19 protein-coding genes are annotated in these 19,545 nt (G+C 71.2%); 9 read left to right on the top strand and 10 right to left on the bottom strand.

What is annotated here, in order from left to right; translation table 11 throughout:
- Positions 1 to 68: 68 nt before the first annotated feature.
- From M8J73_RS22260 to M8J73_RS22220, 9 genes are all read right to left on the bottom strand, one after another.
- The gene (locus M8J73_RS22260; RefSeq protein WP_055540119.1) at positions 69 to 971 is read right to left on the bottom strand and encodes a carbohydrate ABC transporter permease; all 903 of its coding nucleotides are present in this window, start codon (positions 969 to 971) and stop codon (positions 69 to 71) included.
- Complete coding sequence (locus tag M8J73_RS22255; protein WP_055540120.1) at positions 968 to 1,888, bottom strand: carbohydrate ABC transporter permease; 921 nt, start codon at positions 1,886 to 1,888, stop codon at positions 968 to 970. Before M8J73_RS22255 ends, M8J73_RS22260 begins: the two co-directional genes overlap by 4 nt.
- Before the next feature lie 186 nt (positions 1,889 to 2,074).
- Entirely contained in the window at positions 2,075 to 3,823 is a 1,749-nt protein-coding gene (gene araD / locus M8J73_RS22250; RefSeq protein WP_055540127.1) for an L-arabinonate dehydratase, read from the bottom strand.
- Between the two features lie 50 nt (positions 3,824 to 3,873).
- Positions 3,874 to 4,785 (bottom strand): dihydrodipicolinate synthase family protein, encoded by a 912-nt coding sequence (locus M8J73_RS22245; protein ID WP_055540121.1) that lies wholly within the window; start codon positions 4,783 to 4,785, stop codon positions 3,874 to 3,876.
- A gap of 71 nt (positions 4,786 to 4,856) precedes the next feature.
- The gene (locus M8J73_RS22240) at positions 4,857 to 5,564 is read right to left on the bottom strand and encodes a GntR family transcriptional regulator (protein ID WP_055540122.1); all 708 of its coding nucleotides are present in this window, start codon (positions 5,562 to 5,564) and stop codon (positions 4,857 to 4,859) included.
- Between the two features lie 176 nt (positions 5,565 to 5,740).
- Positions 5,741 to 6,490, bottom strand: a complete 750-nt coding sequence (locus M8J73_RS22235) for an MBL fold metallo-hydrolase (RefSeq protein WP_055540123.1) — start codon at positions 6,488 to 6,490, stop codon at positions 5,741 to 5,743.
- A 66-nt stretch (positions 6,491 to 6,556) separates the two neighbouring features.
- On the bottom strand, positions 6,557 to 7,162 hold the full coding sequence (locus M8J73_RS22230) for a TIGR03086 family metal-binding protein (RefSeq protein ID WP_055540124.1): 606 nt from the start codon (positions 7,160 to 7,162) through the stop codon (positions 6,557 to 6,559).
- Positions 7,163 to 7,443: 281 nt separating this feature from the next.
- Complete coding sequence (locus M8J73_RS22225) at positions 7,444 to 8,619, bottom strand: hypothetical protein (protein WP_055542738.1); 1,176 nt, start codon at positions 8,617 to 8,619, stop codon at positions 7,444 to 7,446.
- The gene (locus tag M8J73_RS22220) at positions 8,616 to 9,584 is read right to left on the bottom strand and encodes a 5-dehydro-4-deoxyglucarate dehydratase (RefSeq protein WP_055542737.1); all 969 of its coding nucleotides are present in this window, start codon (positions 9,582 to 9,584) and stop codon (positions 8,616 to 8,618) included. Before M8J73_RS22220 ends, M8J73_RS22225 begins: the two co-directional genes overlap by 4 nt.
- 215 nt (positions 9,585 to 9,799) lie before the next feature.
- Here M8J73_RS22220 and M8J73_RS22215 point away from each other — a divergent pair, with 215 nt between their 5' ends.
- The 9 genes from M8J73_RS22215 (at position 9,800) to M8J73_RS22175 (ending at position 18,358) form a co-directional block, all read left to right on the top strand.
- On the top strand, positions 9,800 to 10,624 hold the full coding sequence (locus M8J73_RS22215) for an NAD-dependent epimerase/dehydratase family protein (RefSeq protein WP_055542736.1): 825 nt from the start codon (positions 9,800 to 9,802) through the stop codon (positions 10,622 to 10,624).
- 307 nt (positions 10,625 to 10,931) lie between these two features.
- Positions 10,932 to 11,699 carry a DeoR/GlpR family DNA-binding transcription regulator gene (locus M8J73_RS22210; RefSeq protein ID WP_249828972.1) on the top strand — a complete coding sequence of 256 codons (768 nt, stop codon included), beginning with the start codon at positions 10,932 to 10,934 and terminating at the stop codon, positions 11,697 to 11,699.
- A gap of 98 nt (positions 11,700 to 11,797) precedes the next feature.
- A complete protein-coding gene (locus M8J73_RS22205) occupies positions 11,798 to 13,168 on the top strand; it encodes an ABC transporter substrate-binding protein (protein WP_055539506.1) in 1,371 nt (456 codons plus the stop codon).
- A complete protein-coding gene (locus tag M8J73_RS22200) occupies positions 13,165 to 14,106 on the top strand; it encodes a carbohydrate ABC transporter permease (protein ID WP_055539507.1) in 942 nt (313 codons plus the stop codon). Before M8J73_RS22205 ends, M8J73_RS22200 begins: the two co-directional genes overlap by 4 nt.
- Positions 14,103 to 14,927 (top strand): carbohydrate ABC transporter permease, encoded by an 825-nt coding sequence (locus M8J73_RS22195; protein ID WP_055539508.1) that lies wholly within the window; start codon positions 14,103 to 14,105, stop codon positions 14,925 to 14,927. The genes M8J73_RS22200 and M8J73_RS22195 overlap by 4 nt, the downstream gene beginning before the upstream one ends.
- Entirely contained in the window at positions 14,924 to 15,913 is a 990-nt protein-coding gene (locus M8J73_RS22190; RefSeq protein WP_055539509.1) for a zinc-dependent alcohol dehydrogenase family protein, read from the top strand. Before M8J73_RS22195 ends, M8J73_RS22190 begins: the two co-directional genes overlap by 4 nt.
- 86 nt (positions 15,914 to 15,999) lie before the next feature.
- On the top strand, positions 16,000 to 16,788 hold the full coding sequence (locus M8J73_RS22185) for a bestrophin-like domain (RefSeq protein ID WP_055539510.1): 789 nt from the start codon (positions 16,000 to 16,002) through the stop codon (positions 16,786 to 16,788).
- 48 nt (positions 16,789 to 16,836) lie between these two features.
- Positions 16,837 to 17,058 carry a hypothetical protein gene (locus tag M8J73_RS22180; RefSeq protein WP_055519840.1) on the top strand — a complete coding sequence of 74 codons (222 nt, stop codon included), beginning with the start codon at positions 16,837 to 16,839 and terminating at the stop codon, positions 17,056 to 17,058.
- A gap of 73 nt (positions 17,059 to 17,131) precedes the next feature.
- Entirely contained in the window at positions 17,132 to 18,358 is a 1,227-nt protein-coding gene (locus M8J73_RS22175) for a TerD family protein (protein ID WP_249828982.1), read from the top strand.
- Between the two features lie 162 nt (positions 18,359 to 18,520).
- Here M8J73_RS22175 and M8J73_RS22170 read toward each other — a convergent pair whose 3' ends face one another.
- A complete protein-coding gene (locus M8J73_RS22170) occupies positions 18,521 to 19,540 on the bottom strand; it encodes a 1-aminocyclopropane-1-carboxylate deaminase (protein ID WP_249828971.1) in 1,020 nt (339 codons plus the stop codon).
- Between the last annotated feature and the right edge of the window lie 5 nt (positions 19,541 to 19,545).

The raw sequence follows: 19,545 nt of genomic DNA, 5'->3' as shown, positions 1-19,545 counted from the left end.
GGCGGCGTCGGCGGTGGAACCCCGCATCCCGGCGAGCGCGACGAGGCAGGGACCTCTCCTTCGGTTGCTCATCCCTTCACCGCCCCCGCGCTGAAGCCGGTGATCAGCCACTTCTGGATGAAGGCGAAGACGATGACGACCGGGACCGCGGCGATGATGCCGCCCGCGGCGAGCGCGCCCAGGTCGACGCTGTCGGCGCTGAGCAGGGTGTTCAGGCCGACCGGGATGGTCTGCTTCTCCTGGTTGCTGAGGAACATCAGCGCGAACAGGAAGTGGTTCCAGGAGTGCACGAAGGCGAAGGAGCCGACGGCGATCAGACCGGGCCGCAGCAGCGGCAGCACGACCACCCGGAACGCGGTGAACCGGTCGCAGCCGTCGACCCAGGCCGCCTCCTCCAGCGCATACGGCACGTTCTTGATGAAGGTGCTGATCAGGATGATCGACAGCGGCAGCTGGAACACCGTCTCGGCGAGGATGACACTGCCGAGCGAGTTGATCATCCGCAGCTCGGCGAAGATCTGGAACAGCGGTACGAGGAGCAGTGCGCCCGGGACGAACTGGGAGCACAGCAGCGCCAGCATGAAGCCGCGCTTGATCCTGAAGTCGAAGCGGGCGAGGGCGTAGCCGCCGGCGAGGGCGACGAGCGTGGTCATCAGCAGGGTGACGACCCCGACGAGCACGCTGTTCTGGAAGTAGGTGCCGAAGCTGCGCTCGTTCCACACCTTCTCGAAGTGCTCGAAGGTGAGGGGCCACGGCACGAGCGAGGTCGAGCCGGGCCTGCGGAGCGCGAACAGCAGGATCCAGTAGAACGGGACGAGGGTGAAGACGAGGTAGACCGACAGGGGCAGATAGATCTGCCAGCGGGGCACCTCGTCCCAGGCGCGGTGCTGCCTGCGGGGCCGCCGCGGGGGCACCTCGGCCACCGGCGCGGGTGTCACCGGAGCGACCTTCTCGGCGTCCTTGGTGATCACTTGGACTCGCCTCCGAACTTGCTCAGCCGCAGATGGACCATCGAGCAGAAGAGCAGGATCACGAACGCGACCGTGGTCAGGGCGGACGCGTAGCCGAAGTTGTGGGCGTCGACCGAGGTGTTGGCGATGTACAGCGGGAGGGTGGTGGTCTCCCCCGCAGGGCCGCCGCCGGTCAGGGTGTAGAGGAGGTCGACGTTGTTGAACTCCCACACCGCGCGCAGCAGCGTGGAGAGGATGATCGCGTCCTTCAGGTGCGGCAGCGTGATGTGGAAGAACTGCCGGACGCGGCTCGCGCCGTCGACCTCGGCGGCCTCGTAGAGGTCCTTCGGGATGGACTGGAGGTCGGCGAGGATGAGGATCGCGAAGAAGGGGACACCGCGCCACAGGTCGGCGACGACCGCCGCCGAGAAGACGGTGGAGGTGTCGGAGAGCCAGCTGGTGCCGTACTCGCCGATGCCGATGTCAGCGAGGTAACGGGTGATGCCCGTCTGGGAGTTGTAGAGGAGCACCCAGATCGCGGAGGTGAGGACGCCGGAGACGGCCCACGGCGAGAAGACGAGGGCGCGGCCGAGGGCCCGGCCGACGAACGTCTGGTTGACGATCAGAGCCAGCGCGAGGCCGAACAGCAGCTGGAGCCCGACCTCGACGACGACCCATTGGGCGCTGAAGACGAGGGTGTCCCAGAACAGCGGGTCCTCGGTGAAGGCGTGGACGAAGTTGTCGATGCCGGCGAAGCCGTTCCGCCAGGGCTTGGTGGGGTTGTAGTGCTGGAGGCTGTAGGAGAAGACGCTGACGACCGGGTAGGCGATGAAGCCCAGCATGAGCAGGGCGGCCGGGGTGATCAGCAGGTAGGGCAGCGAGGCACGGCTCCGCCGGGGTGGCGCGGGCGGTTTCGCCACGGCTGCGGCTTGGGCCATGACTGGGGCTCCGTTTCTGGGTGGCGTCGTGGTGCGTTGTCGTACAGGAAGCGCTTTCTCGCTGGCCAGAGGGGGTGGTGCGCGGAACGGGGTGTGCGGCTTGCTGTGGAGTGGCGTCTGCGGGTGCGTGGGGGCTTGTCGCGCAGTTCCCCGCGCCCCTTGCGAAGGCACCCGGCGTCGGAGCGGTCAGCCCGCGTAGGGGTCCGGGACCTTGCCCGGTCTGGCCAGGAACTCGAAGTCGCAGCCGGTGTCGGCCTGGGTGATCTGGTCGTTGTAGAGGGCGCCGTAGCCGCGTTCGTAGCGCGTGGGCGGCTCGGTCCACTCCGCTCGGCGGCGCTCCAACTCCTCGTCGTCCACGTGGAGATGGAGGGTGCGCGCCTCGACGTCGAGGGTGATCGGGTCGCCGGTGCGGACCAGGGCGAGCGGGCCCCCGATGTACGACTCCGGCGCGACGTGCAGCACGCAGGCGCCGTAACTCGTGCCGCTCATCCGGGCGTCGGATATCCGCACCATGTCCCGTACGCCCTGCTTCAGCAGGTGGTCGGGGATGGGCAGCATCCCGTACTCGGGCATGCCGGGGCCGCCCTTGGGGCCGGAGTTGCGCAGGACGAGGACGCTGTCGGCGGTGATGCCTAGCGACGGGTCGTTGATGGTGCGCTGCATGGTCCGGTAGTCGTCGAAGACGACCGCGGGACCGGTGTGCTTGAGCAGGTGCCGCTCGGCGGCGATGTGCTTGATGACCGCGCCGTCGGGGCAGAGGTTGCCGCGCAGGACGGCGACCCCGCCCTCGGCGGCGACCGGGTTGTCGCGGGTGCGGATCACGGCGTCGTTGTGGACGAGCGCGCCGTCGAGCTGCTCGCGCAGCGTGTCGTGGGAGACGGTCGGCCGGTCCAGGTGCAGCAGGTCGGTGATCCGGGAGAGGAACCCGGGCAGACCTCCCGCGAAGTGGAAGTCCTCCATCAGGTACGTCCGACCGCCGGGACGGACATCGGCCAGCACCGGGACCGTGCGGGCGATGCGGTCGAAGTCGTCCAGGGTGAGCCTGACGCCCGCGCGGCCTGCCATGGCGATGAGGTGGATGACCGCGTTGGTGGAGCCGCCGAGCCCGAGGACGGTGGTGACGGCGTCCTCGAAGGCGTCGGCGGTGAGGATGTCGCTCAGCTTGCGGTCCTGGTGGACCAGTTCGACGATCCGCAGGCCGGACTTGGCCGCCATCCGGTCGTGCCCGGAGTCGACGGCCGGGATGCTCGACGCTCCGGGCACCGTGACCCCGAGGGCCTCGGCGGCGGCGGTGAGCGTGGAGGCCGTGCCCATCGTCATGCAGTGACCGGGCGAACGGGCGAGACCGGACTCCAGTTCGATCATCTCGCAGTCGCCGATGAGCCCGGCGCGCCGGTCGTCCCAGTACTTCCACATGTCGGTGCCGGAGCCGAGGACCTCGGTGCGCCAGTGCCCCGGCAGCATGGGCCCGGCGGGCACGAACACCGTCGGCAGGTCGACGCTGGCGGCGCCCATCAGGAGGGCGGGTGTGGACTTGTCGCAGCCGCCCATCAGCACGGCCCCGTCGACCGGGTACGAGCGGAGTAATTCCTCGGTCTCCATCGCGAGCATGTTGCGGTAGAGCATCGGGGTCGGCTTCTGGAAGGTCTCCGAGAGAGTGGAGACCGGGAACTCCAGCGGGAAGCCACCCGCCTGCCACACGCCCCGCTTGACCGCCTGCGCGCGGTCCCGCAGGTGGACGTGGCAGGGGTTGATGTCCGACCAGGTGTTCAGGATCGCGATGACCGGCTTGCCCAGGTGCTCCTCGGGCAGATAGCCGAGCTGGCGGGTGCGGGCGCGGTGGCTGAAGGCGCGCAGCCCCGACGAGACGCCGCTGCCGTACCACTGGTGGCTGCGGAGTTCAGCCGGCTTCCTCGTGTCGGCCGGCTTCGTCATGTCGGCCGGCTTCGTCATATCGGCCGGCTTCGTCATATCGATCGGCTTCGTCATATCGACCACCCGGCGGCGATGGAGGCGACCTCGGCCCGCTCGTCCTCGGGCAGGAGCTTGCTGGGCGCCCGGACGTCCCGGCGGCACAGGCCGAGCGAGGCGAGGGCCTCCTTGACCACGGCCACGTTGTCGGCGGAGCCGTTCGCGGAACGCAGTTCCTCGAAGCGGCGGATCTGCTCCCAGACCTTCATGGCGGCCGGGTAGTCGCCCGATCGAAGCGCTTCCCTCATGTTCAGCGAGACGGCCGGGGCGACGTTGACGAGCCCCGAGGTGAAGCCGGTGGCGCCCGCCGAGAAGTACGAGGGCGCGTACGGTTCGGCGAGTCCGGCCACCCAGACGAAGCGGTCCAGGCCGGCGTCGCGGGCGAAGGCGGCGAAGCGCGCCGCGTCCGGGACGGCGTACTTCACGCCGATCACGTTCGGGCAGTCGTCGGCGAGTTCGGCGAGCCGGGCGCCGGACAGCCGCGCGTTGCGGATGTAGGGCACGACACCCAGCTCCGGCACGGCCTCGGCGATGGCCCGGTGGTAGTCGACCCAGCCGCCCTGCGAGACGTACGGGTGGACCGGCTGGTGGACCATCACCATCCGGGCGCCGACCGCGCGGGCGTGCTCGGCGGAGGCGACCGCGGTCGGGATGTCGTGTCCGACGCCGACCAGGACCACGGCGCGGTCGCCGGCCTCGTCCAGGGTCAGCTCGGTGACCAGGCGCCGCTCCTCGGGGGTGAGGGCGTAGAACTCGCCGGTGTTGCCGTTGGGCGTGAGGGTGGTGATGCCTCCGTCGAGCAGCCGACGCAGCAGGGCCCGATGGGCGCCCCGGTCGACGGTGCCGTCCTCGGCGAACGGAGTCACCGGGATCGCCACCACGTCGGCCAGAGCCGTCCGTTGGGTCTCGAACGTCACGCTGCTCATGGATGACCTTCCTCTGCGAGGACCGCGGAGGCCGCCGCCCGGCGCGACCGCGGCCTCGTGGAATCCGGGGCTTACGGGGCGGTGCGGGGCCGGGTGCCCTGATCGTTCCGGGTCCGGCCGACGGGCGGGCCCTCGTCGCCGTCGTGGGCGGCCGGGAAGGCCCGCTCGACGAACGAGGCGATGTGCGCGCGCAGGGCGGCCGCCGCGCCGTCGGCGTCGCCGTCGAGGGCGAGCCGCAGAATTTCCCGGTGCTCGGCGGCCTCCCGCTCCCACGAGGGGTCGGCGGCCCAGGCGACGGCGGAGACCAGGGCGGCCTGGTCGCGCACCTCGTCGAGCATCCGGCCGAGCAGCGGATTGCCGCAGGGCACGTAGAGCGCGCGGTGGAACTCCCGGTTCGCAAGGGACCGCTCCGCGGTGTCCGTGGCCTCGTCGGCCCGGGTCAGCGCGTCGCTCGCCGCGTCCCACGAGGCGCCGCGCCGCACCGAGCGGCGCAGGGCCTCCGGCTCCAGGAGCAGCCGTACGTCGTAGACCTCGCGCGCCATGTCCGCGTCCACCATGCGCACCGTGACGCCCTTGTACTGGCTCATCACGACGAGCCCGGTGCCGGCCAGCGTCTTCAGCGCCTCACGCACGGGAGTCTTGGACACCCCGAACTGCGCGGCCAACTCGGTCTCGACCAGGGCCTGACCCGGCGTCAACTGCCCGGTGAGGATGCGGTGTTTGATCCCCTCCAGCACGAACTGCGTGCGGGACGGGATCGGCGTGGGCACAGAGGTCATGCGCGGCCTCTCGATGTCACGGAGACCCTCCGCGAGCCGCCGGACAAGAAACCGGCATCTCACGTATCCGATCTCGCGTATCGCGTCTCATATATGACGTACGAAGTACGACGCGTTGAAGGTAGGAGGGGGGTCGGGTTTCGTCAATGCTTCCGGCAAAGAATCCGTGGCGCCTGTCACACGATGCTGGTGGCGCCTTCACGCGCGCTCTCGGTGGGCCCGCCGAACGCCACAGCCGCGCGTCCGGCGGCTTCCTCCCTGGTCAGCGTGGGTCCCACATGAGTGACGAGCAGCCGGCTCGCTCCCTTGGCGTACGTTCCGGCCTCCTCCGGCGTGAGATGCACCCGGGGTTCGCCTTCACGATGCGCGGTGACGTCCGCCTCGCACAGGAAGAGGTCGGCGCTGCCCGCGAGGTGAGTGAGCGCGGCACACGGCCCGCTGTCCCCGGAGTACGCGAACACCCGCCCCTGGCACTCGGCGCGCAGCCCGTACGCCTCCGCGTCGTGGACGACGGCACGCGCGGTGAGGGTGAGGTTCCAGTGCCGGGCGGTGTGCCCGTCGTACAGCGGGCGGAACTCGAACACGCTGTTCAGGAAGGCGGTGTCCGGCCGGCCGAAGAAGCCCGCGACCCGCTGCGCGCAGCCGTCGGGCGCGTAGACGGGGATCGGGGCGGGCAGGGTGAGGCCGCCGTACGCGAAGCCGTACGCGGCGGCGAGCAGATCGGCGCAGTGGTCGGCGTGCAGATGGGACAGCCAGATCGCCGTGAGCCTCGTGGGGTCCGTGTGCCGCTGCAACTCGGCGAAGGTACCGAACCCGGCGTCCACCCATATCTCCGCGCCCCCGCCCCGCAGCAGATACCCGGAGGCGGGCCGGCCAGGTCGGGGATGCGGAGAGGCGGTGCCGAGGACGGTGAGACTCAGGGGCATGTGGGGGAGCGTACGGACGCGGGCGGGGGCCCGCGCCGGATTTCGCGTGTTCTGTCTGGGGAGCGCCTACCCCTTCCAGTTCGGGTCGCGTCCGCTCAGGCCGATGGCGCGGTCGAGGAGGGGCGCGTCGTCCGGGACGGCCACGACGGGGCCGAAAATGCTGTCCCGGCTCGGGTCGCCGACCGACGCGGCGAGGAAGTCGTGGGAGGCGGCCAGGGCGTCCGGGTCCGGCTCGTACTCCTGTCCGGTGGCGCGGGCGAGGTCCCAGCCGTGCACGACGAGTTCGTTCACGGCGACGGCACCGGCGACGGACCCCGGCAGCGGCACGCCGCCCGCCCGGGTGTCACCCGTCCAGGCGGCCGGGTCGTGCCAGGCCTCCGCGAGTTCGCCGAGCGTCCGGGGCAGGGCCTCGCGCCAGTCGGGGCCGATGTCGGGGAGGGAGGCGCCGGGGTCGGTGTCTGTCGTGGGCCCCAGGTCCTTGCGGGCCGCGTCCCGGAAGGCGACGGAGAGGCCGAGCAGATGCCCGAGGAGGTGCCGCACGGCGTAGGCGGGGCAGGGGGTCGCGCCGGAGAGCCGCTCGTCGCCCACGGCGAGGACGAGACGGGCCACGACGCGGGTCTGCGCGGTGAGATCGAGGGGCGTGAGGAGGGGGCCGCTGTCTTCGACGGTCATCCGGGGCTCCTTGGGGTCGGTCGGGGGTGAGTGCCTTTCTCGGTAGACCGACTCGGTGGGGAGAACTCATCGCCGATTCGAGGGGGAGGTGGGGGTGCGTCGGCGGGTGCGGGTGGTTCGTGGCTGATCGCGCAGTTCCCCGCGCCCCTGGAGGGACGGGCCTTCGGCCCGCCCTCCCCCTGAAAAGCACGGGGCGCAGCCCCGGTCGCTTTTCAGGGGCGCGGGGAACTGCGCGAGAAACACGAATCACCCGCACCCGCCGAACAACAGCGGCCCCCGAGCTACCAGGCGCCCGGCACCGCAGTCAGCCCCTCCCTCACCGCCGTCAGGTCCTGGTCCGACGCCAGGCCCGCGTGGTAGAGCCGGATCTCCGTCGCCCCGAGTTCGGCCGCCCGCCGGGCATCCGCGCCCAGGGTTCCGGGGCTGCCGCCCATCCCGGACACGACGCCGAAGTTCGCGGCCAGCACCGCCCCCTCCACGCCCGCCTCGGCGAACGCGGGAAGCAGCCCCGGCCCGCCCGCGCACGGCACGACGACCCCGTCGGCCACGCCCAGGATGTGCGCGGGGTCGACCCCGGCGTTCGCCCCGCAGTGGTACGTCACGGGGTCCGCGTGCAGCAACACCTGGAACCCCTCGGGCGCGGCGGCCCGTACCGCCGCCACGGCGGCCTCCTGGAGGGAGCGGGCGACGGCGTCGCGCCACACCCGGGTCCCGGCCGCCCACTCCGCGCCGAGGAGCTTCTCGACCGCCGGCCACCCCTCGTCGACCGGCTCGCCCCGCCACAGCGGTTCCAGCGCGTCCCGGACGGCCGCCGCCAGCGCGTCCGGGTCCAGCCCGGCGTCGGCGTACCCGTCCCGGCAGGTCGGGCAGAAGCAGAGCGCCATCAGGTACTGCCCGGCGTCCCCGAGCGCGACCCCGCCCGTCTTGTCGTGGGCGTTCAGGTGCTGGAAGCCGTACCAGCCGAGGGACTCCAGTTCGGTGCCGCGCGCGCCCGGCCGTACCGCGGCCTCCGCGGCCAGGTCGACGAGGTACTCACGGGTGCCCGGCTGGGCGATGCACGGCGCCCACGGGTAGCGGTCGCCGTAGGCGTTGACCACGGAGGTCGACGGGTGTTCCGCGCCGAGCCGGGAGTTGTGGGCGAGGACCACCCAGGTGTGCACCTCCAGACCGGCGGCGTCCAGGGCCCCGGCTGCCTCCCCGAACGCGTCGCCGGGCGCCCACTCCCCCGCCGGGTACGGCTTCAGGGTCCGCCCCCGCCAGCGCTCGTCCGGCGGGTACAGCACGGCCGCGTGCTCGGCGGTGACGACCCGGTGCCGGGGGTGGCGGGGGGTGAGGGCGCGGGTGGAGTGGTAGGCGGAGGCGAGCGTCACCTGCCGCACACCGAGTTCCGCGATGCGCTCCGCGGCAGCCGGATCCCCGTTGACGTCCCACGGGTAGACGAACGTAGACGCCTTCACTTGCCCTCCTGGCACTCCTCCAGCAGCGCGTATCCGCGCTCGATCAACCGGCCCAGCTGTTTGACGTGTTCCTCGGTCGGCTCGTGCAGCGGCGGCCGCACCTCTCCCACATCCAGCCCCCGTAGCCGTACCCCGGCCTTCACCAGTGACACGGCATAGCCGCGTCCTTTGGACCGCAGGTCGACGAAGGGGCGGTAGAAACCGTCGAGGAGCCGTCGCACGGTCGGGTCGTCGCCCGCGTCGAGCGCCCGGTGGAACACCAGGGCGATCTCCGGGGCGAAGCAGAAGACGGCCGACGAGTACAGGGTGACGCCGACACCGCGGTAGGCGGGCTGGGTCAGTTCGGCGGTCGGGAGGCCGTTGAAGTAGAGGAAGTCGCCCGGTGCCTCGCCGCGCACGGTGCTCACGATGCGCTGCATCAGGTCGAGGTCGCCGACGCCGTCCTTGAGGCCGACGACGCCTTCGGTGCGGGCCAGTTCGACGACCGTGGCGGGGGTGAGGACGGCGTTGTCGCGCTGGTAGACGATCAGGGGGAGCGGGGTCGCGGCGGCCAGCCGGCGGTAGTGCCGCAGGAGTCCCTCCTGGGCGGCGACGACGAGGTAGGGCGGCAGGGCGAGCAGCCCGTCGGCACCGGCGTCGGCGGCGAGCCGCGCGTAGCGCTCGGCGAGCGCGGTCCCGTAGCCGGTGCCGGCGACGACGGGCACCCGCCCGGCGGTCTCGGTCACCGCCGCCCGGACGCACTCCTGGAACTCCTCGGGGGTGAGCGCGTGGAACTCCCCGGTCCCGCAGCAGGCGAAGACGGCGGCGGCCCCTGCCTCGACGCCCCGGCGCACATGCGCGCGACAGGCGTCGAGGTCGATCCGGCCGTCCGGGCCGTACGCCGTGACGGGGAAGAACAGCGGCCCGGTGGGGACACGGAGTCGAGCGGCGAGCGAGGCTGACGTCACGGGCTCTCCCAAGTCCATGCCACTGATCAGTGTCTACATTTCTGAACCATGTCACGCTAGGGCGCCCCCGTCGGACCGGTCAAGGTCGCCAACACGCGCCGCACCAGCCGATTCACCCGTCCGGCACACGCCGACGGCACACTTGACGCACCGGACCGGCACTCCCTAGCGTGTCCACGAATGTGAATGCCGGACGCCCATATGCACGAATGGCGAGGCAAGGAGATCCGAGGATGCCCGCTCCCCGCACCGTTCTGCTCACCGGCGCCGCCGGTGGTCTCGGCACCCTGATGCGGGAGCTCCTCCCGGCGTACGGCTACGAGCTGCGCCTGCTCGATCTGCTCCCCGTCGAGGGCGAGCCGGACGCGATCGCCGCGGACCTCGCCGACAAGGAGGCCCTGCGAGAGGCCGTACGGGGCGTCGACGCGATCATCCACCTCGCGGGCATCTCCCTGGAAGCCCCCTTCGAGAAGATCCTCAGGGCCAACATCGAGGGCACCTACAACCTGTACGAGGCCGCCCGCCAGGAGGGCGTCCCGCGCATCGTCTTCGCCTCCTCCAACCACGCCGTCGGCTTCACGCCCCGCCCGCGCGGCGACGCGCCCCTCGATCCGGGCGCGCTGATCCCCATCGACACCCCGCGCCGCCCCGACACCTTCTACGGCCTCTCCAAGTCCTTCGGCGAGGACCTCGCCCAGCTCTACTGGGACAAGTACGGCCTGGAGACGGTGTCCGTGCGGATCGGCTCCTGCTTCCGCGAGCCGACCAGCGTACGCATGCTCTCGGTGTGGATGAGCCCGGCCGACGGCGCCCGCCTCTTCCACGCGTCCCTGACCGCCGAGGACGTCGGCCACACCGTGGTCTACGGCTCCTCCACCAACACCCGCCTGTGGTGGGACCTCGCCACCGCCCGCGCGCTGGGCTACGAACCACGGGACGACTCCGAGCCGTACGCCGAGAAGCTCATCGCCGAGCAGGGCGAACTCCAGGAGGGCAACAAGGCACACGCCTACCTGGGCGGCCACTTCGTGACGGACCCGCCGATCTGGCCGCACTGACACCCCCGACAGCGGCGGGCGGGCACGGAACGGGCCCGCCCGCACCCGCATCCGGGCCCGGACAGCGGCTCCGGGGGGAGGCGCGAAGCGCCACCCTCAGGGGCGCGGGGAACTGCGCGACCAGCCACGACAGACCCGCGGCCGCCATACGACCGCACATCCCGGGCCAGTGGGCGCGCCCCGCCCGAACGGGCACACACGGACAGGATCCCTCCCGCAACAGACCTGGTCACCGCCCCCCACCCGCTGTACAACTTCCTGCAGACGGCCCGAACGGGCACCGCACGACAGGAAGGCGGGTGACCGAATGACCAGTACCGCGGAAGAACGCCAGCGGGAAATCGTCCGCGCCGCCCGCACCGCAGGCGCCGTCGACGTCAACACCCTCGCCGCCCGCCTCGGCGTCGCCAAGGAAACCGTACGAAGGGACCTCCGCGCCCTGGAGGACCACGGCCTGGTCCGCCGCACCCACGGCGGTGCCTACCCCGTGGAGAGCGCCGGTTTCGAGACCACCCTCGCCTTCCGCGCCACCAGCCACGTCCCCGAGAAGCGCCGGATCGCCGCCGCGGCGGCCGAGTTGCTGGGGGACGCGGAGACGGTCTTCGTCGACGAGGGCTTCACCCCGCAGCTCATCGCCGAGGCCCTCCCCCGCGACCGGCCGCTGACCGTGGTCACCGCCTCCCTCGCCACCGCGGGCGCGCTCGCCGAGGCCGGCAACACGACCGTGCTGCTGCTCGGCGGCCGGGTGCGGCCCGGCACCCTCGCCACCGTCGACCACTGGACGACGAAGATGCTGGCCGGCTTCGTCATCGACCTGGCGTTCATCGGCGCCAACGGCATCACCCGCGACCACGGGCTCACCACCCCCGACCCGGCCGTCAGCGAGGTCAAGGCCCAGGCCGTGCGCGCCTCCCGGCGCACCGTCTTCACGGGCGTCCACACCAAGTTCGGCGCGGTCAGCTTCTGCCGGTTCGCCGAGGTGGGCGACCTGGACGCGATCGTCACGAGCACCTCCCTGCCCACGGCGGAGGCCCACCGCTACGCCCTGCTGGGCCCCCAGGTCATCCGCGTCTGACCTCCCCCCGACCGATTCCCCGGCCCTCCCCTGCCTCCATCCATCCCTTATCTACCGATATGCCCCTCCGTCTCTCCCCTACGTCCAGGAGCGATCACATGCGAACCCCGAGCCGACGGAGGCCGCGCGCAGCACTCGCCGCGGTCGCCGCAGGGACGCTGCTCGCCCCGCTTCTCTCCGGTTGCTGGACCGGAGCGGGCGGGGCGGGATCCGGCGGCGACGCGATCAACGTGCTGATGGTCAACAACCCGCAGATGCAGGAGCTGCGGAAGCTCACGGCCGCGCACTTCACGAAACGGACCGGCATCGAGGTGAACTTCACCGTCCTGCCGGAGAACGACGTCCGCGACAAGATCAGCCAGGACTTCGCCAACCAGGCCGGCCAGTACGACGTGGCGACCCTCAGCAACTACGAGATACCGATCTACGCCAGGAACGGCTGGCTGGAGGAGATGGACCGGTACGTCGCCAAGGACCGCGCGTTCGACCAGGAGGACATCCTCAAGCCGATGCGCCAGTCCCTGACGGGCGACGACGGAAAGCTCTACGGGCAGCCCTTCTACGGCGAGTCGTCGTTCCTGATGTACCGCAAGGACGTGTTCGCCGAGCGGGGGCTCACCATGCCGGAGCGCCCCACCTGGCGGCAGGTCGCCGACCTCGCCGCGAAGGCGGACGGCGCCGAACCCGGTATGAAGGGCATCTGTCTGCGCGGCCTGCCCGGCTGGGGCGAGGTCATGGCCCCCCTGACCACGGTCGTGAACACCTTCGGCGGCACCTGGTTCGACAAGGACTGGAAGGCACGCCTGGACTCCCCCGAGTTCGAGCGGGCCACCCGGTTCTACGTCGACCTCGTCCGCGAGCACGGCGAGTCCGGCGCCGCCCAGTCCGGCTTCGCGGAGTGCCTGAACAACATGACCCAGGGCAAGGTCGCCATGTGGTACGACGCCACCTCCGCCGCCGGTTCCCTGGAGGCGGACGACTCCCCCGTGAAGGGGGACATCGGCTACGTACCGGCGCCGGTCGAGCGGACCGAGTCCTCCGGCTGGCTCTACACCTGGGCCTGGGGCATCCAGAAGGCCTCCCGCAACCCCGACAAGGCGTGGAAGTTCGTCTCCTGGGCGTCCGGCAAGGAGTACGAGGAACTCGTCGGCGACGAGATCGGCTGGTCCAACGTGCCCGCCGGGAAACGGGAGTCGACGTACGCGAACCCCGACTACCGCGCGGAGGCCGCCGCCTTCCAGGAGATGACCCGCGAGGCCATCGAGGGCGCCCGGCCCACCGATCCGGGGGTGCAGCCGCGGCCCGCGCCCGGCATCCAGTTCGTCGGCATCCCCGAGTTCACCGACCTCGGTACCAAGGTCTCCCTGGAGATCAGCGCGGCCATCGCCGGACGCCAGTCCGTGGAGTCGGCCCTGAGGAAGGCACAGGCGCTCGCCGAGCAGATCTCCGAGGAGTACGAGGGACGATGACCGCGACCACGACCGCGCCGAGGGCGGCGACACCCGTACGCACCACCGAGGACAGGCCGCACGCCCGGCTGCGGGCCTGGGCGACCCGCGCCCCACTCCTGCCCGCCCTCGTCTTCATGATCACCGTGACCCAGCTGCCGTTCGTGGCGACCCTGGTGATCTCCTTCTTCGACTGGAACTCCCTCTACCCCGACGCCCGGAGCTTCGCCGGCCTCGCCAACTACGGCGAGGTCCTCACCGACCCCGACCTGCGCCGCTCCGTGTGGACGACGGTTCTGCTGACGGTCGCCGTGGTCCTGGCCAGCCTGGTCCTGGGGCTGCTGCTGGCGCTGCTGCTGGACCGGAGGTTCCGCGGCCGGGGCCTGGTCCGCACCCTGCTCATCGCCCCGTTCCTGGTGGTCCCGGTGGCGGCGGCCCTGCTGTGGAAGCACGTCCTCTACAACCCGGAGTACGGCCTGTTCAACGGCCTGTTGCACTACGTGGGCGGCCCGCAGCCCGACTGGATCTCCGAGACGCCGCTGCTCGCGGTGGAGGCGTCCCTGGTGTGGCAGTGGACGCCGTTCATGATGCTGATCCTGCTGGCGGGTCTGCAGTCCCGGGACCACCAGCAGATCGAGGCGGCCCGCGTCGACGGCGCGAGCGACTGGCAGATCTTCCGTCATCTGACGCTGCCACACCTGCGCCGCTACCTCGAACTGGGCGCCCTGCTGGGCTCCATCTACATCGTCCAGAACTTCGACGCCGTCTTCACGATCACCTCCGGCGGCCTGGGCACGGCGAACCTCCCGTACACCGTCTACCAGACCTTCTACCAGGCCCATGAGAACGGCCTCGCCTCGGCGGCCGGCGTCCTGGTCGTCATCGGCTCGATCATCATCGCGACGTTCGCCCTGCGCGTGGTCTCGTCGCTGTTCCGCGAGGAGGCGGGGCGCTCATGAATGTGCTGCGACGCAAGGCTCCCGGTCTGCTGGCCTGGTTCGCCGGGATCGTGTTCTTCCTGCCCATCGCCTGGATGGCGCTGACGTCCTTCCACTCGGAGTCGGACGCGGCGACCAACCCGCCGTCCTTCGCGGCGGCGCTGACCCTGGACGGCTACCGCGAGTTCTTCGGCGTGGACGGCGGGGCGAGCCCCTGGCCCGCGCTGATCAACTCCACGGTGGCGTCCCTCGCCTCGACCCTGCTCGTCCTGCTGCTGGCCTTCCCGGCGGCGTACGCCCTGTCGATCCGCCCGGTGCGCAAGTGGACGGACGTCCTGTTCTTCTTCCTCTCCACCAAGATGCTGCCGGTGGTGGCGGGCCTGCTCCCGATCTACCTCTTCGCGAAGAACGCGGGCCTCCTCGACAACATCTGGCTGCTGGTCGTCCTGTACACCTCCATGAACCTGCCGATCGCCGTGTGGATGATGCAGTCCTTCCTCGCGGAGGTGCCGGTCGCGGTGATCGAGGCCGCGCAACTGGACGGTGCCCGACTCCCCACGGTGCTGGCCCGGGTGGTGGCGCCGATAGCCGCCCCCGGCATCGCCGCGACCGCCCTGATCTGCTTCATCTTCAGCTGGAACGAGCTGCTGTTCGCGCGGGTGCTGACGGGCGTCGTGGCCGAGACCGCGCCCGTGTTCCTGACCGGCTTCATCACCAGCCAGGGCCTGTTCCTGGCGAAGGTGTGCGCCGCGTCGCTCGTCATCTCCCTGCCGGTGCTCGCCGCGGGGTTCGCCGCCCAGGACAAACTGGTCCAGGGCCTGTCCTTGGGAGCCGTCAAATGAAGGCCGCCGTCATCGAGTCCGTGGGCAAGGCCGTCGTCACCGAGGTCCCGGACCCGGCACCGGGCCCCCGTGACGTCGTCGTCCGGGTCGCCGCGTGCGGCCTGTGCGGCACCGATCTGCACATCCTCCAGGGCGAGTTCGCCCCGAAGCTGCCGATCGTGCCGGGCCACGAGTTCGCGGGCGAGGTCGTGGCCGTGGGCAGCCGTGTCACCGAACTGGCCGCCGGCGACCGGGTGGCGGTGGATCCGTCCCTGTACTGCCACGAGTGCCGCTACTGCCGTACCGGCCACAACAACCTCTGCGAACGGTGGGCCGCGATCGGCGTCACCACGGCGGGCGGCGCCGCGGAGTACGCGGTGGCGCCCGTGGCGAACTGCGTGAAGCTGCCGGACCATGTGCGCACCCAGGACGCCGCGCTGGTGGAGCCGCTGTCGTGCGCTGTACGCGGCTACGACGTGCTCAGGTCGCGCCTCGGCGCCCATGTGCTGATCTACGGCTCGGGGACCATGGGCCTGATGATGCTGGAGCTGGCCAAGCGGACCGGGGCTGCGAGCGTGGACGTCGTGGACGTGAACCCCGCGCGGCTGGAGACGGCGCGCCGCCTGGGGGTCTCGGGGGCGGCCGCGAACCCCGACGAGCTGGAGCGGCCGCGCGGCTGGGACCTGGTGGTGGACGCCACCGGCAACGCCGCCGCGATCCAGGACGGCCTGGACCGGGTCGCGAAGGCGGGCACCTTCCTCCAGTTCGGCGTGGCCGACTACGCGACCCGGGTCACGATCGACCCGTACCGGATCTACAACCAGGAGATCACCATCACCGGCTCGATGGCGGTCCTCCACAGCTTCGAACGCGCGGCGGAACTCTTCGCGAACGGGGTGCTCGACCCGGACGTCTTCATCAGCGACCGGATGCCCCTGGACCGGTACCCCGAGGCCCTGGACCAGTTCGCGTCGGGCGTGGGCCGGAAGATCGTCGTGGTGCCGTAGCACGACGCGGGCCCCACCTCACCCGTTCGGCTGATCGACCACCCGATGCCCCGCCTGCACAGGGACGCCCGTCAAGACTGGCGGCCATGGAACTCTGGCTGCTCAACAGCTTCGGCGCGCTCGCCCTGACGGTGCTCATGGCCGGGAGCGTCATCGCCTTCGCGGCCCTGGGCAGCCTGGTGGTCCGCCGCCGGATCCCCCGGCTCCTCGACGGCACGCAGAACGACATGGTGGGCGTGCTGCTCGGGATGTACGGCGCGATCTACGGCATCTTCCTGGCGTTCGTGGTGGTCGCGGAGTGGGAGGGCATCGGGGTCGCGGAGACCGTGGTCGCCTCCGAGGCCACCCACTGCGCCGAGATCGTGCGCGACGCGGACGCCTTCCCGGAACCGGTCCGCGAGGAGGTGACCGCGGCCGTCGGCCTGTACGTCCGGGCCGTGGTGGACGACCAGTGGCCCCGGATGCGGGCCGGCGAACCCTCCTCCGAGGCCACCGAGCCGGCCATCCGCGCCGTGTACCGGGCCCTGCAGTCCTACGAGCCGGTCACCGAGTCCGAGAAGACGTACTACGCCCAGGCCGTGGCCCACCTCGACGGGGTGGTCGCGGAGCGCCGCGCACGGCTGACCCTCGCCCAGTCGTCGCTGCCGACCCTGCTGAAGCTCCTGGTCTACGGCGGGGCGCTGGTGATGGTCCCGATGTCCCTGCTGTACGGCATCAAGAGCTTCAAGGCCCATCTGACGTTCGTGACGCTCATCGCCCTGCTGATCGGGTTGAGCCTGCTGCTCACGATGAGCCTGGACCGTCCGTTCTCCGGCGAGCTGAGCGTCTCGCCGGCGCCGTACAAGGAGGGGGCGCTGGCGCGCTTCTGGCAGTGAGCGATATTCGCTGGGGGCGCGATCCCCTTCGCCCCTACCATCCTGGACATGCCACGCCCCCAGGGATTCACCTACACCGAGCACGCCGACCGCACGGTGACCATCGAGCATCACGGCCGGGCGGCCACCACGCTGCGCGGCCCGCGCGCCGACCGCTTCCTCGCCGAGGTCGCGGCGGGCGACCCGCAGCTGGTCATGGCCCGCTGGACCGGGAACTACCGGCGGGGCAACGAGCGCACCGCCCGGGAACACCCCCGCAACCGCCGGTGACCCGAACGGCCGCCCGGCCCGCTGGGTAAGGGAACGGTAAAGCGGCTTGATTCGTTCACCACGCATGACAGCTATGACCCCCGGCTCGAACATCCCGCTGCCCGTTCCCCGAGTCGCGGTGGACGTCTCCGCCCCCGTGCGGCTCGACGTATCGGGCCTGCTGCTCACCGCCGACGGCAAGGTGCGCTCGGACGACGACTTCATCTTCTACAACCAGCCGAGCGGCCCGGGAGTGACGTACCGCTCGGGCGGCGGCGCGACCCCCGACTCGATCACGGTCGACACGGCGGCCCTCCCGCCGGGCATCGAGAAGATCGTCGTCACGGCCAGCCCGGACGCGGCCGGCCAGACCTTCCAGGGCATCGAACCGACGGCGACGATCCGCGACGCGGCGACCGGCTCGGTGATCGCCACCTTCACCCCGCCGCAGCTCGGCACGGAGACCGCCCTGGTGATCGTGGAGATCTACCTGCGCAACGGCGCCTGGAAGGCCCGCGCCGTCGGCCAGGGGTACGCCAACGGCCTGGCCGGCATCGCGACGGACTTCGGCGTCACGGTGGAGGAGCCCGCCCCGGCCCAGCCCACGGCCCCCGCCCAGCCCGTCGCTCCCCCCACCCCCATGCCGCACACCCCCGTGACCCCGCCGCCGGCACCGCCCGCCATGGCTCCGGCCGCGCCCCCGGCACCGCCCGCCCCGCCGGCTCCCCCCGCGCCCGGCGCCGGGAAGATCAACCTGGACAAGGGCCGGGTCAGCCTCCAGAAGAACCAGACGGTGTCCCTGGTCAAGGGCGGCCGCCCCCTGCTGTCCCAGGTCAAGATGGGCCTCGGCTGGGAGCCCGCGTACCGGGGCAAGGACATCGACCTGGACGCCTCGGTGATCGCGTACGGCCCGCAGCGCAACCACATCGACAGCTGCTACTTCGGCAAGCTCTCGATCGTGAACGGAGCGATCAAGCACTCCGGCGACAACCTCACGGGTGAGGGCGGTGGCGACGACGAGGTGATCGTGGTCGACCTCGGCCGGCTCCCCCAGGAGGTCACCGGCCTGGTCTTCACGGTGAACTCCTTCTCCGGCCAGAAGTTCACCGAGGTCGCCAAGGCCTACTGCCGTCTCCTGGACGCCGCCACCGGCGAGGAGCTCGTCCGCTTCGACCTCACCAACGCCGAGGCCCAGACCGGCGTGATGATGGCCAAGCTGATCCGCCAGTTCACCGGCGAGTGGGAGATGACGGCCATGGGCGACTTCGTGAAGTCCCGCACGGTCCGGGGCATGGTGAAGCCGGCGGCCCAGGCGCTCTGACCCACCGGCGACGAGGCCGCGAACGAGAACGGGAAGGGGCGGATCCGGGCCGACCGGACCCGCCCCTCGTCTCGTCACGTCGCCGTCTCGTCACACCGTCATCTCATCACCACGGCATCTCATCACCACAGCATCTCGTCACCATGTCATCTCGTCAGATCGTCACTGGATGACGCCGCTGTACGCGTTCAGCGCGGGCTGGCCGCCGAGGTGGGCGTAGAGGACGGTCGAGTCCTTCGCGATCTCGCCGCGTTCGACGAGGTCGATCATCCCGGCCATCGACTTCCCCTCGTAGACGGGGTCGGTGATCATGCCCTCGGTGCGCGCCGCGAGCTGCATGGCGACGAGGGTGGCGTCGTCGGGGACGCCGTAGATCCCCCCGTGGTACCGCTCGTCCAGCTCCACGTCCGCCTCGGTCAACTCGCGCTTGACGCCGATGAGTTGTCCGGTGTTGTGGGCGATGCGCGCGATCTGGGCCCGGGTGCTGTCGGGCTTGGCGGAGGCGTCGATGCCGAGGACCCGGCGGGGCCGTCCGCCGGCCTCCTCCAGGGCTGCGAACCCGGCGACCATGCCGGCCTGGGTGGAGCCGGTGACCGAGCAGACGATGACGGTGTCGAAGAAGACTCCCAGCTCCCGCTCCTGCTCGGCGACCTCGTACGCCCAGGAGGCGAAGCCGAGGCCGCCGAGGCGGTGGTCGGAGGCGCCGGCCGGGATGGCGTACGGCTTGCCGCCCGACTCCTCGACCTCCCTGAGGGCCCGCTCCCAGCTCTCCTTGAACCCGATGCCGAACCCGGCCTGGACGAGCCGTACGTCGGCGCCGGCGAGCCGGCTGATCAGGATGTTGCCGACCTTGTCGTACACGGCGTCGGGCCACTCCACCCAGCTCTCCTGCACGAGGACGCACTTGAGTCCGGCGCGGGCGGCGACGGCGGCGACCTGGCGGGTGTGGTTGGACTGCACCCCGCCGATGGAGACCAGGGTGTCGCAGCCCTGGGCGAGCGCGTCGGCGACGAGGTACTCCAGCTTGCGGGTCTTGTTGCCGCCGTAGGCGATACCGGAGTTGCAGTCCTCCCGCTTGGCCCACAGGGAGGCGCCGTCGAGATGGGCGGTCAGGCGTTCCAGCCGGTGCACCGGCGAGGGCCCGAAGAGGAGCGGGTAGCGCTCGAAGGAAGCAAGGGACACGGGTC

Source organism: Streptomyces neyagawaensis (genome assembly GCF_023516595.1).
GTDB classification, from domain to species: domain Bacteria; phylum Actinomycetota; class Actinomycetes; order Streptomycetales; family Streptomycetaceae; genus Streptomyces; species Streptomyces neyagawaensis.
This window is presented reverse-complemented; position numbering and strand designations above follow the sequence as displayed.

What these genes read in the sequence shown, in the direction of transcription:
- M8J73_RS22255 (WP_055540120.1), bottom strand. Translation starts at nt 1,888, where the DNA reads ATGGCCCAAGCCGCAGCCGTGGCGAAACCGCCCGCGCCACCCCGGCGG.
- araD (WP_055540127.1), bottom strand. Translation starts at nt 3,823, where the DNA reads ATGACGAAGCCGGCCGACACGAGGAAGCCGGCTGAACTCCGCAGCCAC.
- M8J73_RS22245 (WP_055540121.1), bottom strand. Translation starts at nt 4,785, where the DNA reads ATGAGCAGCGTGACGTTCGAGACCCAACGGACGGCTCTGGCCGACGTG.
- M8J73_RS22240 (WP_055540122.1), bottom strand. Translation starts at nt 5,564, where the DNA reads ATGACCTCTGTGCCCACGCCGATCCCGTCCCGCACGCAGTTCGTGCTG.
- M8J73_RS22235 (WP_055540123.1), bottom strand. Translation starts at nt 6,490, where the DNA reads ATGCCCCTGAGTCTCACCGTCCTCGGCACCGCCTCTCCGCATCCCCGA.
- M8J73_RS22230 (WP_055540124.1), bottom strand. Translation starts at nt 7,162, where the DNA reads ATGACCGTCGAAGACAGCGGCCCCCTCCTCACGCCCCTCGATCTCACC.
- M8J73_RS22220 (WP_055542737.1), bottom strand. Translation starts at nt 9,584, where the DNA reads ATGGACTTGGGAGAGCCCGTGACGTCAGCCTCGCTCGCCGCTCGACTC.
- M8J73_RS22215 (WP_055542736.1), top strand. Translation starts at nt 9,800, where the DNA reads ATGCCCGCTCCCCGCACCGTTCTGCTCACCGGCGCCGCCGGTGGTCTC.
- M8J73_RS22210 (WP_249828972.1), top strand. Translation starts at nt 10,932, where the DNA reads ATGACCAGTACCGCGGAAGAACGCCAGCGGGAAATCGTCCGCGCCGCC.
- M8J73_RS22205 (WP_055539506.1), top strand. Translation starts at nt 11,798, where the DNA reads ATGCGAACCCCGAGCCGACGGAGGCCGCGCGCAGCACTCGCCGCGGTC.
- M8J73_RS22200 (WP_055539507.1), top strand. Translation starts at nt 13,165, where the DNA reads ATGACCGCGACCACGACCGCGCCGAGGGCGGCGACACCCGTACGCACC.
- M8J73_RS22195 (WP_055539508.1), top strand. Translation starts at nt 14,103, where the DNA reads ATGAATGTGCTGCGACGCAAGGCTCCCGGTCTGCTGGCCTGGTTCGCC.
- M8J73_RS22190 (WP_055539509.1), top strand. Translation starts at nt 14,924, where the DNA reads ATGAAGGCCGCCGTCATCGAGTCCGTGGGCAAGGCCGTCGTCACCGAG.
- M8J73_RS22185 (WP_055539510.1), top strand. Translation starts at nt 16,000, where the DNA reads ATGGAACTCTGGCTGCTCAACAGCTTCGGCGCGCTCGCCCTGACGGTG.
- M8J73_RS22180 (WP_055519840.1), top strand. Translation starts at nt 16,837, where the DNA reads ATGCCACGCCCCCAGGGATTCACCTACACCGAGCACGCCGACCGCACG.
- M8J73_RS22175 (WP_249828982.1), top strand. Translation starts at nt 17,132, where the DNA reads ATGACCCCCGGCTCGAACATCCCGCTGCCCGTTCCCCGAGTCGCGGTG.